13 protein-coding genes are annotated in these 14,717 nt (G+C 61.7%); all 13 read right to left on the reverse strand.

Annotated elements, in window-relative coordinates; genetic code table 11:
• Positions 1-355 precede the first annotated feature (355 nt).
• The 13 genes from JMJ97_RS04310 to lepA all read right to left on the reverse strand — a co-directional run bounded on the left by JMJ97_RS04310 (position 356) and on the right by lepA (position 14,663).
• Complete coding sequence (locus JMJ97_RS04310) at positions 356-2,602, reverse strand: polyribonucleotide nucleotidyltransferase (protein ID WP_117639884.1); 2,247 nt, start codon at positions 2,600-2,602, stop codon at positions 356-358.
• Positions 2,603-2,752: 150 nt separating this feature from the next.
• Positions 2,753-3,031: a 30S ribosomal protein S15 gene (gene rpsO / locus JMJ97_RS04315; RefSeq protein ID WP_035138510.1), complete on the reverse strand. Its 279-nt coding sequence runs from the start codon at positions 3,029-3,031 to the stop codon at positions 2,753-2,755.
• A 138-nt stretch (positions 3,032-3,169) separates the two neighbouring features.
• Complete coding sequence (recO, locus tag JMJ97_RS04320; RefSeq protein ID WP_260699292.1) at positions 3,170-3,919, reverse strand: DNA repair protein RecO; 750 nt, start codon at positions 3,917-3,919, stop codon at positions 3,170-3,172.
• Between the two features lie 15 nt (positions 3,920-3,934).
• Entirely contained in the window at positions 3,935-5,002 is a 1,068-nt protein-coding gene (gene era / locus JMJ97_RS04325) for a GTPase Era (protein WP_260699293.1), read from the reverse strand.
• Between the two features lie 12 nt (positions 5,003-5,014).
• On the reverse strand, positions 5,015-5,392 hold the full coding sequence (locus JMJ97_RS04330) for a diacylglycerol kinase family protein (protein WP_035138512.1): 378 nt from the start codon (positions 5,390-5,392) through the stop codon (positions 5,015-5,017).
• A gap of 9 nt (positions 5,393-5,401) precedes the next feature.
• A complete protein-coding gene (gene ybeY, locus JMJ97_RS04335) occupies positions 5,402-5,911 on the reverse strand; it encodes an rRNA maturation RNase YbeY (protein ID WP_260699294.1) in 510 nt (169 codons plus the stop codon).
• Positions 5,908-6,894 (reverse strand): PhoH family protein, encoded by a 987-nt coding sequence (locus JMJ97_RS04340; protein ID WP_260699295.1) that lies wholly within the window; start codon positions 6,892-6,894, stop codon positions 5,908-5,910. The genes ybeY and JMJ97_RS04340 overlap by 4 nt, the downstream gene beginning before the upstream one ends.
• Positions 6,875-8,167, reverse strand: coding sequence for a MiaB/RimO family radical SAM methylthiotransferase (locus JMJ97_RS04345; RefSeq protein WP_260699296.1), 1,293 nt, complete (start codon positions 8,165-8,167; stop codon positions 6,875-6,877). The genes JMJ97_RS04340 and JMJ97_RS04345 overlap by 20 nt, the downstream gene beginning before the upstream one ends.
• Before the next feature lie 9 nt (positions 8,168-8,176).
• Positions 8,177-9,325 carry a molecular chaperone DnaJ gene (gene dnaJ / locus JMJ97_RS04350; RefSeq protein WP_260699297.1) on the reverse strand — a complete coding sequence of 383 codons (1,149 nt, stop codon included), beginning with the start codon at positions 9,323-9,325 and terminating at the stop codon, positions 8,177-8,179.
• A gap of 81 nt (positions 9,326-9,406) precedes the next feature.
• Positions 9,407-10,510: a DnaJ domain-containing protein gene (locus JMJ97_RS04355; protein ID WP_260699298.1), complete on the reverse strand. Its 1,104-nt coding sequence runs from the start codon at positions 10,508-10,510 to the stop codon at positions 9,407-9,409.
• Positions 10,511-10,568: 58 nt separating this feature from the next.
• Complete coding sequence (gene hemW / locus JMJ97_RS04360; protein ID WP_260699299.1) at positions 10,569-11,801, reverse strand: radical SAM family heme chaperone HemW; 1,233 nt, start codon at positions 11,799-11,801, stop codon at positions 10,569-10,571.
• Positions 11,802-11,803: 2 nt separating this feature from the next.
• Entirely contained in the window at positions 11,804-12,847 is a 1,044-nt protein-coding gene (dusB, locus tag JMJ97_RS04365; RefSeq protein ID WP_260699300.1) for a tRNA dihydrouridine synthase DusB, read from the reverse strand.
• 4 nt (positions 12,848-12,851) lie between these two features.
• On the reverse strand, positions 12,852-14,663 hold the full coding sequence (lepA, locus tag JMJ97_RS04370; protein ID WP_260699301.1) for a translation elongation factor 4: 1,812 nt from the start codon (positions 14,661-14,663) through the stop codon (positions 12,852-12,854).
• Positions 14,664-14,717: the final 54 nt, after the last annotated feature.

Consider the following 14,717-nt stretch of genomic DNA (forward strand, 5'->3'; position numbering starts at 1 on the left):
CGATAAACTTCATCAGTGCCCGCCCCACGGGAAACCTGCCAAATAGAGACAGGTTTATTTTGGTCGGTTTTATCTGGGAAGATGCTGCTGCGGCTATCTACAGATCTGTAATCTGACTACTGAATAGACTGTCTAACTAAATAGCGAGCGGCATTAACCAGCCCTTTTGCTTGCGCCCGGGAGGGACGCATATGAAGTTTATCGCGAGTTCCGCACGCAAAGGAAAGCACTTAATGTGCTTTCCGTCTTGCGCAGGACTGTAGAGCAGGAAACTTCATATGCGTCCCTCCCGGGCGCAAGCAAAAGGGCGACCCCATTGCGGAGTCGCCCTTGTTGAGCTGCTTATGTGTAGCTGTTACTCGGCGTCGTGGTGACGGCGGGGCTTGCGGCCTCCGTTGTCACCGGGACGGCGCGGACGATCGCTGCGCTCGGAGCGCTCGCGACGCGGACGCTCACGGCGCTGGAAGTGCTCGCCGTCGCCTTCGGAGGCACCCTCGGCACGAGCAGGGGCCTCGGGCTTGTCAAGACGATCGAGCGAGATCTTGCCGCGATCGTCGACCTCGATGACAACCACCTTGACCTCGTCGCCCACGTTGAGGACATCCTCGACCTTCTCCACGCGGCCCTTGGCGACGCGGGAGATGTGCAGCAGGCCGTCCTTGCCGGGCAACAGGTTGACGAAGGCGCCAAAGGGCTGGATGGAGACCACGCGACCGGTGTACTCCTCGCCCGGCTCGGGAACCTTGATGATGAGCTTGATACGCTCGACGGCCTGGTCGACGGACTCGCCGGTGCCGCCGACAAAGACGGTGCCGTCCTCCTGGATGTCGACCGAAGCGCCGGTCTCGTCCTGGATGCCGCGGATGACCTTACCGCCGGAACCGATGACGTCGCGAATCTTATCAGTCGGAACCTGGATGGAGACGATACGCGGAGCGGTGCTGCGCGTGGTGTGGCGCGGCTCGGGGATCACATCGAGCATCTTCTGCAGGATGAAGGCGCGACCCTCCTTGGCCTGCTGCAGGGCGCGGGCCAAGATGTCGAAGGTAAGGCCGGTGGCCTTGTTGTCCATCTGCAGGGCGGTGATGCCCTCGGTGGTGCCGGTGACCTTAAAGTCCATGTCGCCCAGGAAGTCCTCGAGACCCTGGATGTCGGACAGGACCACGGTCTTGCCCTCCTCCTGGATCAGGCCCATGGCGATACCGGAGACCGGGCGCTTAATGGGCACGCCGCCGTCCATAAGGGCGAGCGTGGAGCCGCAGGTCGAAGCCATCGAAGAGGAGCCGTTGGACTCCATGACCTCGGAGACGACGCGGATGGCGTAGGGGAACTCGTTCTCGTCGGGAAGCACCGGAAGCAGAGCGCGCTCGGCCAGATTGCCGTGACCGATCTCGCGGCGCTTGGGGCTGCCCATGCGGCCGGTCTCGCCGGTGCAGAACGGCGGGAAGTTGTAGTGGTGCATGTAGCGCTTGCCCTCGGTGGGCTCGATGGTATCCAGACGCTGGCCCTCGTTGAGCATGCCGAGCGACAGGACGGAAAGCACCTGGGTCTGGCCACGCTGGAACAGGCCGGAGCCGTGAACGAGCGGCAGGTAGTTGTCCTTCACCATGATGGGGCGGATCTCGTCGGCGGCACGGCCGTCGACGCGCTCGCCGGTCTCGACGACCATGGTGCGCATGGCCTTCTTCTCGAGCTTCTTGAGCGCCACGGGGATCTCGCGCTCCCAAGCGGCCTGCTCCTCCTCGGTGAACTCGGCACGGATGGACTCCTTCAGAGCCTCGACCTTACCGATACGGGAGAGCTTGTCGGCGTCGCGAAGGGCGGCTGCCATCTCGTCGTAGTGGGCGAAGATGCGCTCCTGGACCTCCTCGACGGGCTGGTCGAGCGGGTACTCCTTCTTGACGATGGCGCCGTTGACCTGCTCCCACTCGGCGACGAACTCGTCCTGAGCCTGACAGAAGGCAGCAAGGGCCTCCTGGCCAAACTTCATAGCGGCGAGCATGTCGTCCTCGGAGATCTCCTCGGCGCCGGCCTCGACCATCGAGATGAAGTCGGCAGAGCCGCCCAGCTCCAGGTCCAGATCGGAGTTCTCGCGCTCCTCATAGGTGGGGTTGACGATAAACTCGCCGGTCTCCACGTTGCGGCCGATGCGCACGCAGGCAAGCGGGCCCTCGAAGGGCACGCCGCCGAGCGTCATGGCCAAGGAGGCGCCCATGACGTTGATGACGTCGAAGGGGTTGACCTGGTCAGCGACGAGTGAGGTAGCGACGATGTGCACCTCGTTACGGAAGCCGTCCGGGAAGCTCGGGCGGATCGGGCGGTCGATCATGCGCGCGGTGAGCGTGGCCTTCTCGCTGGGACGGCCTTCGCGCTTGAGGTAACCACCCGGGATGCGGCCGGCGGCGTACATCTTCTCGTTGAAGTCGACGGTCAGCGGGAAGAAGTCGTAGTTCTTGCGCTCCTTGGAGACGACCACGGTGTCGAGCATCGTGGTGTCGCCCTGCTTGACCAGGCACGCGCCGGTGGCCTGCTTGGCAAGCTCGCCCGACTCAAAGGTGTAGGTCTTGCCGTACAGCTCAAAGGTCTTGGATACGAGTGTCATTGTTCTCCTTTACCCCGCAGACCCCTTGTCTGCGGGCTTCTCATGTGACGCGAGCCCCCTGCCCCCGCCACGCTTCAGAGCGTGATTGTTCACGCCCTTACACAAAAAGAGCGCCCCGCTGCGCAGGACGCTCTTAGCATGTACAAATCCTTACTGGATGTTGTCGCGAATGCCCAGAGCCTTGATGAGCTCACGGTACTCGACGATGTCGTTCTTCTTGATGTAGGAGAGAAGACGACGACGACGGCCGACGAGCATGAGCAGACCACGACGGGTGTGGAAGTCCTTCTGGTGGGACTTCATGTGCTCGGTCAGCTCCTTGATGCGCTCAGACAGGATGGCGACCTGAACCTTGGGGTTGCCGGTGTCAACCGGGGTGTTACCGAACTGGGCAGTCAGCTCCGCCTTGCGCTCTTTGGAAACAGTCATTGTTTCACCTTTCGTTTTACGTCGCCCGCGGGCGACTCAATTCGCCTCGGACTGGGAAGCCGCCGGTGGAGCGAGCAACCAAGGTCGAGGTACCAACAGGTCGGTATGTTACCACAAGCAGCCTGTGCCTGCGCATCATCACCGACCCAACATGAATTCCATCGCACGGAGCCGCTGATCGGTATGTGTTGCCGCCCAGACATGCGAAAGCCCGAGCAAAAAGGCTGCGGTATGGGGGTCGATCCTCTCGGCCATGAGTGCATCGAAGGTCATGGACATGAGGGCGCGCAGCCAAGCGACCTCACCGGTCGACACCAGCTCGGCACCCGGAACGCTCGAAGCGCACGACCCGCACATGAGACCGCCCGCCTGGGGCGAAAAATACGACAACATGGGGTCTCCGCACAGCACGCAGGCCGAAAAATCGGGGCGATAGCCAACGTGCGACAGCAGTTTAAAGACAAAGGCCGCCACGAGCAGGTCCATATGCGCCGAGTCGAGCCCGCTGCCGACAAGCGTGAGCGCCCGCTGCGTGATGGCAAAGGTAAACGGGTCCTCGGCGTCCTCGAACGAGCACACGCGCGCGACCTCGGCAATCGCGCTTGCGGCGCAAGTCGTCTCGTAATCGGGCGCGGCGCCGAGCGGCGCTTCCATAAGCTCGGCCTGAGAAACCACGTCGAGCGACCGTCCATGTGCGAGCAGCATATCGACGGTACAGAACAGCTCGCAGCGTGCCGCCAACCGCCCGCCGGGCTTACGCGCACCCTTTGCCACGGCACGAACCTGCCGACCCCGCTCGTCAAGCATCGTCAGGATCAGGTCGGTCTCTTTGAGCTTGGTCTTATCGAGGACGAGTACCTTTGTGCGATATGTCCGTGAGCCTGCCATGAGCGCTGCGCGCCCTTAGTCCTCGGCGTTGTAGCCAAAGCGGCGAATCTGTGCTTCGTCGTCGCGCCAGCCGGCTTTGACCTTCACGTCCAGCTCCAAAAAGACCTGGGTGCCAAAGATGCGCTCAAGATCGCGACGGGCGTCGATACCGATATGCTTGATCATCTCGCCGCCCTTGCCGATGATGATGCCCTTCTGGCCCTCACGCTCAACGTAAATGGTGGCATGCACGCGCAGCACCTTCTTGGTCTGCTCGAGCGCATCGCAGATCACGCCCACGGAGTGCGGGATCTCGTCACGGGTGCGGCGCAGAACCTTCTCGCGCACAAACTCGGCCACAAGGGTCTCGTCGGAAGCGTCGGTACCCATGTCCTCGGGGAACCAACGCGGACCCTCGGGCAAAAAGTGCGCAACGGTATCGATAAAGGCATCGACGTTGAAGTTCTTGACCGACGACGTCACGATCTCGTCGTCATATTCCATGAGCTCGTGGGCGGCCTTGAGCTGTTCCATAACCTGGGCGGGATCGGCCTCATCGGCCTTGGTGAGCACCAGGACCTTTTTGGAACGAGCGTTCTTGACGCGTTCGGCAACCCAAGCGTCTCCCCTGCCGATCGGCTTGGTGGCATCAATCAAAAACGCGACGACATCGACATCGTTCAACTCGAACAGCGCGCTCTTGTTGAGCTCGGATCCCAGACCGTCCTTGGGCTTATGAATACCCGGGGTATCGACAAAGACCAGCTGGTAGCCGGGACGGTTGACGACGGCGCGCATGCGGCGACGGGTCGTCTGAGCCACCGGCGAGGTGATGGCGACCTTTTTGCCATAGCAGGCATTAAGCAATGTGGATTTGCCTGCGTTGGGGCGTCCGACCAGGGCCACGAAGCCGCTGCGGAAACCAGGCTCAACGTCGCCAAAGCCCATAGGACCGTCGTCCTCGTCGCACAGGGCGTCGAGCTCCTCATCGCTCATGCCCTCAAACGGGTCGAACTCCTCGACATCCTCGAGCCCCTCGGTATCCACCGCGTCCAAAGTCTCGTCGTCCAGGATCTCATCGGTAGGCTGCATATTGTCGGACATGGGAATCCCTTTCTAAATAAAGCCGAGCGCGTGGGCAAATACCAGCACGCCCACAATCGCGGCGGTAATGGAAAGAATGTAAACAGAGGCGGCGGCGATGTCCTTCGCACGCTTGGCCAGCGGATGGAGCTCCTGGGTCGCTAGGTCGACGATAGCCTCCATAGCGGTGTTGCACAGCTCGCCGTGAATCACCAGGCCACAACAGATGATAATCGTGGCCCACTCGGCAATGTCGAGGCCCACGATGCAGCCGGCAATGACGGTGCACACGCCCGCCACGAGCATGACCTTAATGTTGCGCTCGGTCTTGACGGCGGTGACGAAGCCCTCCATGGCGTAGGAAAACGACTTTAAGAAGGACGGATGGTCCTTGTTCGATCCGGGAATCATAGACGGCTCCTAGTCGTGGGCGTGGTTGGTGATGGGGCCGACGTGGACTAGCTTGGGGTCCTCGCCGCGCTCGAGCGCCAGATCGCGCAGGATGGCGTCCTCGCGGGCCTCCATGACCTCGGCCTCGTCGTCCTCGATATGGTCATAGCCCAGCAGGTGCAGCATGCCGTGTACGAGCATCAGACGACACTCGTCAGCGGGGCTATTGCCAAAACCGGGGGCCTGACGGGCAATGACCTCCGGGGCCAAGATGATATCGCCGAGCTCGAGCGTCTCATCGGCGGGAATGTCATCGTCAAAGGCCGAATCGCACTCAAACGAGAGCACATCGGTGGTGCGGTCGATACCGCGCCACTCGTGGTTGAGCTCGTGCATCTCGTCCTCGTCGACATACGAAAGGGAAATCTCGACTTCACGCTCAACGCCCTCGGCGGCAAGCACAACCTCGCAGATGTGCTCCACCTCCTGCGCGTCGAGCAGCGTATCGAGCTCGGCATCGTTGCTGATCAATACACTCAACGGGACTCCTTTCGGTCGCGCGGGCGCTGCTCGCGCACGTCATCATAAGCTTCATATGCCTCGACGATACGACCCACCAGGGCATGGCGCACCACGTCGGCACGCTCGAGGTGAGAAAATGCGACATCGTCGACACGGCCCAAAATCTGCTCAACGTCAGCAAGACCGCCACGACGACCCACCAGGTCGCGCTGGCTCAGGTCGCCGGTAATCACGAACTTGGAGTTGAACCCAAGGCGTGTCAGGAACATCTTCATCTGCTCGGGCGTGGTATTTTGCGCCTCGTCGAGCACCACGAAGGCATCACTCAGCGTGCGGCCGCGCATGTAGGCAAGCGGGGCGATCTCGATCACGCCACGCTCCATAAGCTCATCGGTGCGCTCGCGATCCATCATGTCAAAAAGGGCGTCGTAGAGCGGACGCATGTAGGGATCGATCTTTTCCTCGAGGGTGCCGGGCAAAAAGCCCAGATTCTCCCCCGCCTCGACAACCGGACGCGTCAAGATCAGACGGCCCACCTCGTGACGCTTGAGCGCGGCAACGGCGAGCGCCATAGCCAGATAGGTCTTACCGGTACCGGCAGGACCCAAGCCAAACGTGATGGTATGCGAGCGGATGGCATCCACATAGCGCTTTTGCCCGAGCGTCTTGGGGCGAATGACGCGGCCGCGATACGAAAGCAGCACGTCATCGCGAAGCGACGTAGCCTCGTGCTCACCGTCGCGCAAGACGGCCAGGCAGCGAGAGACATCGTCGGCAGACAGCGTGCGCCCGGCGGCCGCCTCGCGAAAAGCGTGCTCGAAAAAGCGCGCCACGAGTTCGACCTCGTCCGGGTCGCCGCTCACGGAGATGCTATCGCCACGGGCGACCACATGGGCGCGAACCAAGCTCTCAAGCGCACGAAGGACGCCGTCGCCGGCGCCCAAAACGCGCGAGGGATCAATTCCCTCGGGAACGGTAAGTCTAATCTTCGAGGCTTCCATGAACCTCCCTGCGTGCATGGACCAAGCCGGAATCATCGACTCCGATGATAGCAACATCGAGCAGGCACGGGGCTGTAAGTCCACAGGTATCGTCAAGACGGGCATGATGGAACGAGCCGAGCGTCAGGTTGTCACCATACTCGAGCACGGCACGCTCGACCGTGCCCACGCGACGGCGAGCGTCGGCAATAGCGAGCTCCTGTGCAGCGGCCCGCATACGGCGGCTGCGCTCGGCCGTAACCTCGGGCGGAACCTGGTCGGGCATGTCGGCAGCAAGGGTACCGGGACGCTTGCTGTAGCGGAACACGTGCATACGCGAGAAACCCACACGGCGGCACAGCGCCAGCGACTCCTCGAACTCCTCGTCCGTCTCACCAGGAAAACCGACGATGACATCGCACGAAAGGGACGCCTGGGGCAAGTTGGCGCGAATCATACGCACCGTGTCCTCAAAGGCCTCGGCGCTATAGGGACGGCCCATGCGATGCAGGGTCGCCGTGCAGCCGGACTGCACGGGCAGGTGCAAAAACGGGGCGATACGCTGCGGGTAGCGCGCCATAACCTTAAGCAGGCGCTCGGAGATATCCATGGGCTCGACCGAGGAAATGCGCACATGCGGAATAGACGTGCGCTCCATGATGGCCTCGAGCAGCTCATCGATTTCGACATGCTCATCGGTCGCGCTCTTGCCATCGTAGGCACCCAGGTTCACACCGGTCAGCACCACCTCGGGCACGCCGGCCTCCTGGGCCTCGCGAACTTGCTCGAGCACGGACTCGACGGGCACGGAGCGCTCGGGGCCGCGTGCCTTCCACACAATGCAATAGGTGCAGCGATGGTTGCAGCCGTCCTGAATCTTCACGCCCAGGCGAGAGCGACCGAGCGCATCGACCACCTCGCCATCGCTGCAGGCGGGAACGCTATCGGATTCGACACCCAGCACCTCGCAGACGCGCTCGGCGACGTCAATCTTGGACGGCTCGGCGATCACGCGATCGGAGAGCTCCAGCAGCTCCTCGGGATGTAAATTGACCACGCAACCGGTCACGAGCACATAGGGCTCGTTAGGATGGGCCAGCGCATGACGGACGGCCTTACGGGTCTTGGCCTCGGCCTCGCCCGTAACGGCACAGGTGTTAATGACGATCAGATCGGCATCCTGGGGATCCACAATAGCAAAGCCCAGGCGCATAAGATCGGCAGTGATACGGTCAGACTCAACCCGGTTGACACGGCAGCCGAGGTTGACGACGGAAATATGGGGTGCGAGCACGCGGGCTCCTTAATCGAGGATATCGTCGAGGGCACTCTTGATACGGTCGGTCACCGACTTCTTACCAGAAGCGACGTCATCGCCCATCTCATCGGCAAAAGCACGGAGCAGCTCGCGCTGCTTATTGGAGAGATTGGTGGGAACGACCACGCGCAGTTGCACGACCAGGCGGCCACGCGAACCGCCACCGCCAATGCGCGGCATGCCGTAATTATTGACGCTCACGGTGTCGCCGTACTGGGCGCCGGCGGGAACCGTCACCTTAACGACCTCGTCGGGCATAATGCCCTCGACCTCGATCTCGCAGCCGAGCGCAGCCTGCGCAATCGAGATATCGCTCACCAGGTACAGGTCGTCACCGTTGCGCTTAAAGCGCTCATGGTCGGCAACACGCACGTTGACAATCAGGTCGCCCGAGGGCTCGCCGCGAAGGCCGGCCTCGCCAAAGCCGCTCACGCGCAGCTGGCGACCGGTCAAAACGCCGGCGGGAATATCGATGTCGATCTTTTCGTGCGAAGGCGTGCGGCCCTGACCGTCGCAGGTCTCGCAGGGATGGTCGATAACCGTACCCTCGCCATGGCAGTCGGGGCAAGGCGAGGAAGACTGAACCTGGCCCAGGAACGAACGCTGAACCGTCGTGACATAGCCCGTACCGTGGCAGCGGCCGCACTGCTTTTCCTGTGCGCCCTCTGCCCTACCGGTGCCATTACAGTCCTCGCAAGGAGCAAGGCGGTCATAACTGATCGTCTTTTTGCAGCCGAGCGCCGCCTCCTCAAGGGTCACCGAAAGCGAGATGGCCATGTCACGTCCGCGACGACGCTCACGACGGCTGCGGGCGCCACCGCCGGCACCGCCGCCAAAGAACGACGAGAACAAGTCGTCCATGCCCATGCCACCAAAGATATCGTTGATATCGACGTAACCCGAACCACCAGGGCCGTCAGCAGTGCCGTAACGGTCGTAGTTAGCACGCTTCTGCTCATCGGAAAGAACGGAATAGGCCTCGTTGAGCTCCTTGAACTTGGCCTCGGCCTCGGGGTCGTCCGAAACATCCGGATGTACGGTACGGGCCTTCTTTAGAAACGCACGCTTAATCGTCCGCGCGTCGGCATCCTTGTCGACGCCAAGCACCTCGTAGTAATCCCTATTTTCCGACACGACCGAATCCTTCCGACTTTCATTATTGTCACAGTGCGTCCTATACCCAAGCTGGGCCGACCGCAAACAGAGGGTTTGATGTTATTGCATTGCGTAGGGCGAAAGCATGGCACGTTGCGAGCAGCTCGCGAACCAAACCGACACGAGCGCGAACATGAAGCCGTTGGCAAAACCGTTGGCAAACTGCATCGCACCGCGCTTCCACCACAGCAGACTACGATGAAGCACACCGTCCGAAAGCACCATAAACAGGCCCATGGTAAACGGAATAAAGCACATCACGGCAAAGGCCGAGAACACGCCCGAAATGGCCGACAGCACCAAAAACGGCGCCACGATGCCCATCAGGTAAAAACCGGTACGAGCTTTGCCTTCCAAGCGCTCGGCTTCAACATGGGCGCGGCCGACCAGGTCGCCGCCCGCGGCACCGTTGGTGCCAGCATGCCCCATGCCGCTAATGCGGACCTCGTCGCCATCGTGCGTGCCGGCAGGAAACTCAATTGTCTGCTCGGAGGTCACACGGGTCCGCCCGCTGCCGCCGCAATCGGGGCAGGGGTCGGCGACGACCTTACCGGAACCGCCGCACTCGGGGCAGACTGACTGAAACGTGCCCGCACCAAACAGGAAGGACAGGTCGACGTCGATGTGGCCGCGGCCGCCGCAGCTCGGGCAGGTATGGGCATGCTCGGAGGAGACAGAACCCGAGCCGCCGCAATGTCCGCATGTATCGAAACGCGTGTAGCGGACGGTCTTGCGGGCACCGCCCTTGGCCTCCTTGGCGTCAAGTTTGATATCGACGACCACATTGGCGCCGTTCTCGGGATTGTAGGCAGCCTGGCCGCGACGCTGCTGGCCCCAGGCGCCACCAAAGGGAAAGCCGCCCTCAAAGGGATTGCCATAGCCTGTGTTGCCGGCGTAGCCGCCACCATAGGGCGAAGCCGTAGGAGCACCGGCAAAGGGATTGCCCGAGCGCATGGCGTCGTAGCGCGCACGTTTTTGCTCATCCGAAAGCACGGCGTAGGCCTCGGAAACCTCTTTAAACTTTTCCTCGGCATCCGGCTCTTTGTTGACGTCCGGATGGAGCTTGCGGGCCTTTTGCTGAAAGGCCTTTTGAATATCACGCGAGGTGGCGTCCTTGGAGACACCCAGAATCTCGTAATAATCTTTTTCGTTCATCGTCGCCATGCGCGGCAACCTCCTGCTCACAGCAGCGTATATATTCCGGTAATTCTACCCGAGCGGCCTAAGCTAGATCCCAAAACAGCTCGAACAGAACATTTCCATCGAGCCAGCCCAAGTGTGTCGGCGCCAGACGAGCTCGAACATAGCCCGCGACGACATCTGCCGAAGTGAAAGGTCCCTCATGGACCCCGAGCGTCTCGGGCACCCAAGTGGCAAGACCCAATTCGAGCGCGCGATCGCAGGCAGCTGCCAGCTCATCGGCCGGGATGACACGAGCCGCGCGAACCAAAAGGTCGGACGCGACACCGCGCGTCATGCGACAAGCAAGCATCAGGTCTTCGGCCGCAGCCTCGCGCTGCGACAGATATTCGGCCTCGAACGCCGTCGCGACATCGTCACGTTGCACCAGACGCACGCGGTACGAATCGCCTCGAGAAGACACGCCGGGGAACAAACCTACAAGACGGTCGAAATCCTCGGCGTCGAGCATGCCCGCGGCGGAACGACCCAGGCCCAGGTAGCCCCGTCCGGTCCAGTAGGCAATGTTATGGGCGCACTCATGGCCGTCGAGCGCATAGCTTGCCACCTCATAGGGATGATAGCCGGCCGCACCCAGACGCTCACGCGCCACATCCATGCACGAAGCTTGAAAATCCTCGTCGGGCTCGAGCGACTCATCGCGGCACGCCATGCGATAAAGGGGCGTCCCCTCCTCAAGCGTGAGCGGGTAGACCGACACATGATGCGGAGCCGCCGCCAGCACGCCATCGAGCGTGCGCTTCCAACTCACTGCGGTCTGCCCGGGAAGTCCGCACATAAGGTCGCACGACACGTCAAGCCCAGCGTTCTTGACCGTCGCGATGGCAGCGAGCGCCCGATCGGCATCGTGAATACGGCCGATGGCAGTAAGTTCGGTGTTATCGAGCGTTTGCACGCCCAGAGAGACGCGTGTGACACCAACCTTGACAAGTGCAGTGGCAAGCTCGGCGGTCAGCGACTCGGGATTGGCCTCGCAGGTAAACTCAACGGGGGCGCACCACGCACGAATACGCCGCGCCAGCTCCACCAGGCGCTCCCCCGCCAGCGACGGCGTACCGCCGCCAACATAGACGGTGCGGATCTGGTCGAGGGCCCCAGCCTTGCCAAAAGCATCGAGGCGCGCGTACAACTGCTCAAAATAGGAATCGAGCGCAGCGCTCAGGTCGCACGGAGCAAAACTGCTCGAGTCAAAGTCGCAATAGCGGCATTTTTGAGCGCAAAACGGCACGTGCACGTACAGCGCGGTAACGGCCACCCTTAAGCCTCCAGCGGATGAGGGGGCACCAATTCGCCGGCGGCAAGGGCAGCCTCGCAGGCCACCACATCGCGCTCGATCTCATCGACCAGCGCCATGAACTCCTCATACGTGGAGCAGCGCACCACATGGGCACGCCAAGCGGCGGCATGGGGCATGCCTTTTAAGTACCAGCTTGCGTACGTACGGGCACGCGACATGAGCGGCAGGAGCTCATGTGTCAGCGTTAGGTGCTCACGCAGGGCGTCTAAGCGCTCGACGGAGCTGCGCGCCGGCACCGGCGTGCCATCGAGCGCAAGGGCGCGAGCATCACCGAACACCCACGGATTGCCGTAGATGCCGCGCGCGATAAACACCGCGCTGGCACCCGAGCTGCGCAGATGCTCCGCGGCATCCTCGGCGCAGAACACATCGCCCGAACCGATCACGGGAATCTCGACGGCGTCGGCCACCTCATCGACGACCGACCAATCGGCCTGCCCTGTGTAGAGCTGCGTGGCGCAACGACCATGCACCGCCACCGCGGCGGCACCGGCGCCTTCGAGCATCTGGGCAAACGTCGCGGCATTACGGTCCTCGGCGTAAAAGCCCTTGCGGATCTTTACGGTCACGGGCACGTGCGCCGCGCCCACCGTGGCCTCGACGATCTTCTCGGCCAAATCGGGCGTGCGCATAAGGGCAGAGCCCTCGCCCTTGGTGACAACCTTGCGGGCAGGACAGGCCATGTTGATATCGATGAGCGACAGGCGATCGCCCACACGCTCCTCGACGGCGGCGACGGCACTCGCAAACTGATCGGGCTTGGAACCAAAGAGCTGCACGCAAATCTGCTGCTCCTCGTCGGCCGGCAACACCAGGCGCCACGTCTTGTTGCTGGCATAGGCAAGGCCTGCAACGCTCACCATCTCGCTGTAGGCAAGGTTGGCACCGCGGCGGCGGCACATGATGCGATAGGCGGGGTCGGTCACGCCCGCCATAGGAGCCATAAGGAACGGCTGCTCGGCATAAGCACCCAGCAGCCGCTTGCTGTATTCAGAAAGCGCCATAGACCTACTCGTCCACCTTGAGGATCGCCATAAAGGCCTCCTGCGGGACCTCGACTGAGCCGATGGCCTTCATGCGCTTCTTGCCCTCTTTCTGCTTCTCGAGCAGTTTGCGCTTACGCGAGATATCGCCGCCGTAGCACTTTGCAAGAACGTCCTTGCGACGCGCTTTGACGGTGGAACGGGCAATGATCTTGTTGCCGATAGCACCCTGGATGGGCACCTCGAACAGCTGACGAGGAATAATCTCCTTGAGCTTGTCGCATAGGCCGCGGGCAAGACCGTAGGCCTTGTCCTTGTGGACGATAAACGACAGCGCGTCCACCTCGCCGCCCGAAAGCAAGATATCGAGCTTGACGAGCTCGGAGGGACGATACTCGTTGAACTCGTAGTCGAGCGAGGCATAGCCCTTGGTACGGCTCTTGAGCTGGTCAAAGAAGTCCAAGATGAGCTCGGCAAGCGGCATATCAAAGCGCATCTCGACCGACTTGCTCGTGAGATGGATCATGTCGGTAGTAATGCCGCGGTGCTCGATAGCGAGCTGCATGACGGCACCCGTATACTCGGGCGGGCAGATGATCTTTGCCTTGAGGTAGGGCTCCTCGATACGCTCGATGCGCGTAGCCTCGGGCAGATCCTGCGGGCTACGGACATCAATCATCTCGCCGTCAGTCTTGTAGACGTGATAGTCCACCGAGGGGCTCGTGGCAATGAGGTCCAAGTTGAACTCGCGCTCCAGGCGCTCCTTGACGACTTCCATGTGCAGCAGGCCCAGGAAGCCCACGCGGAAGCCAAAGCCGAGCGCCACCGAGGTCTCGGGCTCCCACACCAACGACGGGTCGTTGACGTGCAGCTTATCGAGCGCATCACGCAGGTTCTCGTAGTCCTTGTTATCGATCGGGAACAGGCCCGTATAGACCATGGGCTTGGCCTCGCGGTAACCGGGAAGCGGCTCGGGGCAGGGATTCGACGCCCACGTGAGGGTATCGCCCACGCGAACGGCCTCGGGGTCCTTCAGGCCCGTGACCACGTATCCGACCTCGCCGACCGTCAGCGCGTCGACCGGGGTCTCGGCGGGACGCTTGACGCCCACGCCATCGACCAAAAAGTCGCCCTTTGCCTGCATCATGCGCAGGGTATCGCCTTTTTTGATGGATCCGTCAAAGACGCGCACCGTGGCGACGACGCCACGATACTCGTCGAAGTACGAATCCAGAATGAGTGCCTTGAGCGGCGCGTTCGCATCGCCCTTGGGCGGAGAGATCAAAAAGACAATGGACTCCAGCAGATCGTGGATGCCCTCGCCGGTCTTGCCCGAGACACACACGGCATCATCGGCAGGGATCGCCAGGTCATCCTCGATCTCGGTCTTAACCTCGTCGGGATGAGCCGAGGGCAGGTCGATCTTGTTGATGGCCGGCACAATGTCCAGATTGGCGTTCATGGCGAGCGTCGCGTTAGAGACGGTCTGCGCCTCAACGCCCTGCGTGGCGTCGACAACGAGCACCGCGCCCTCACAGGCTGCCAGCGAGCGCGAAACCTCATAGGTAAAGTCCACGTGGCCCGGCGTATCGATCAGGTTGAACTGATACGTCTCGCCATCGTCGGCGTCATAGGAAACGCGAACAGCATTGGACTTGATCGTGATGCCGCGCTCGCGCTCGATATCCATGGTGTCGAGCAGCTGCGACTCCATGTCGCGTTCGTCGACGGTATGGGTGAGCTCGAGGATGCGATCGCTGATCGTGGACTTGCCATGGTCGATGTGCGCAACGATTGAGAAGTTGCGGATGTGGGAAATGTCAATTGAAGTATTCATGCGGACTATCTTACCCGAGCGGTACAAAAAATGGAGCCTGTTCCATAAAACAGG

This window comes from Collinsella aerofaciens, from assembly GCF_025289055.1.
In the GTDB taxonomy this organism is placed as follows: domain Bacteria; phylum Actinomycetota; class Coriobacteriia; order Coriobacteriales; family Coriobacteriaceae; genus Collinsella.

Coding starts and splice junctions, on each gene's coding strand:
- recO (WP_260699292.1), bottom strand. CDS start 3,919: ATGGCAGGCTCACGGACATATCGCACAAAGGTACTCGTCCTCGATAAG.
- JMJ97_RS04355 (WP_260699298.1), bottom strand. CDS start 10,510: ATGGCGACGATGAACGAAAAAGATTATTACGAGATTCTGGGTGTCTCC.
- JMJ97_RS04310 (WP_117639884.1), bottom strand. CDS start 2,602: ATGACACTCGTATCCAAGACCTTTGAGCTGTACGGCAAGACCTACACC.
- era (WP_260699293.1), bottom strand. CDS start 5,002: ATGTCCGACAATATGCAGCCTACCGATGAGATCCTGGACGACGAGACT.
- JMJ97_RS04340 (WP_260699295.1), bottom strand. CDS start 6,894: ATGGAAGCCTCGAAGATTAGACTTACCGTTCCCGAGGGAATTGATCCC.
- rpsO (WP_035138510.1), bottom strand. CDS start 3,031: ATGACTGTTTCCAAAGAGCGCAAGGCGGAGCTGACTGCCCAGTTCGGT.
- dusB (WP_260699300.1), bottom strand. CDS start 12,847: ATGGCGCTTTCTGAATACAGCAAGCGGCTGCTGGGTGCTTATGCCGAG.
- lepA (WP_260699301.1), bottom strand. CDS start 14,663: ATGAATACTTCAATTGACATTTCCCACATCCGCAACTTCTCAATCGTT.
- JMJ97_RS04330 (WP_035138512.1), bottom strand. CDS start 5,392: ATGATTCCCGGATCGAACAAGGACCATCCGTCCTTCTTAAAGTCGTTT.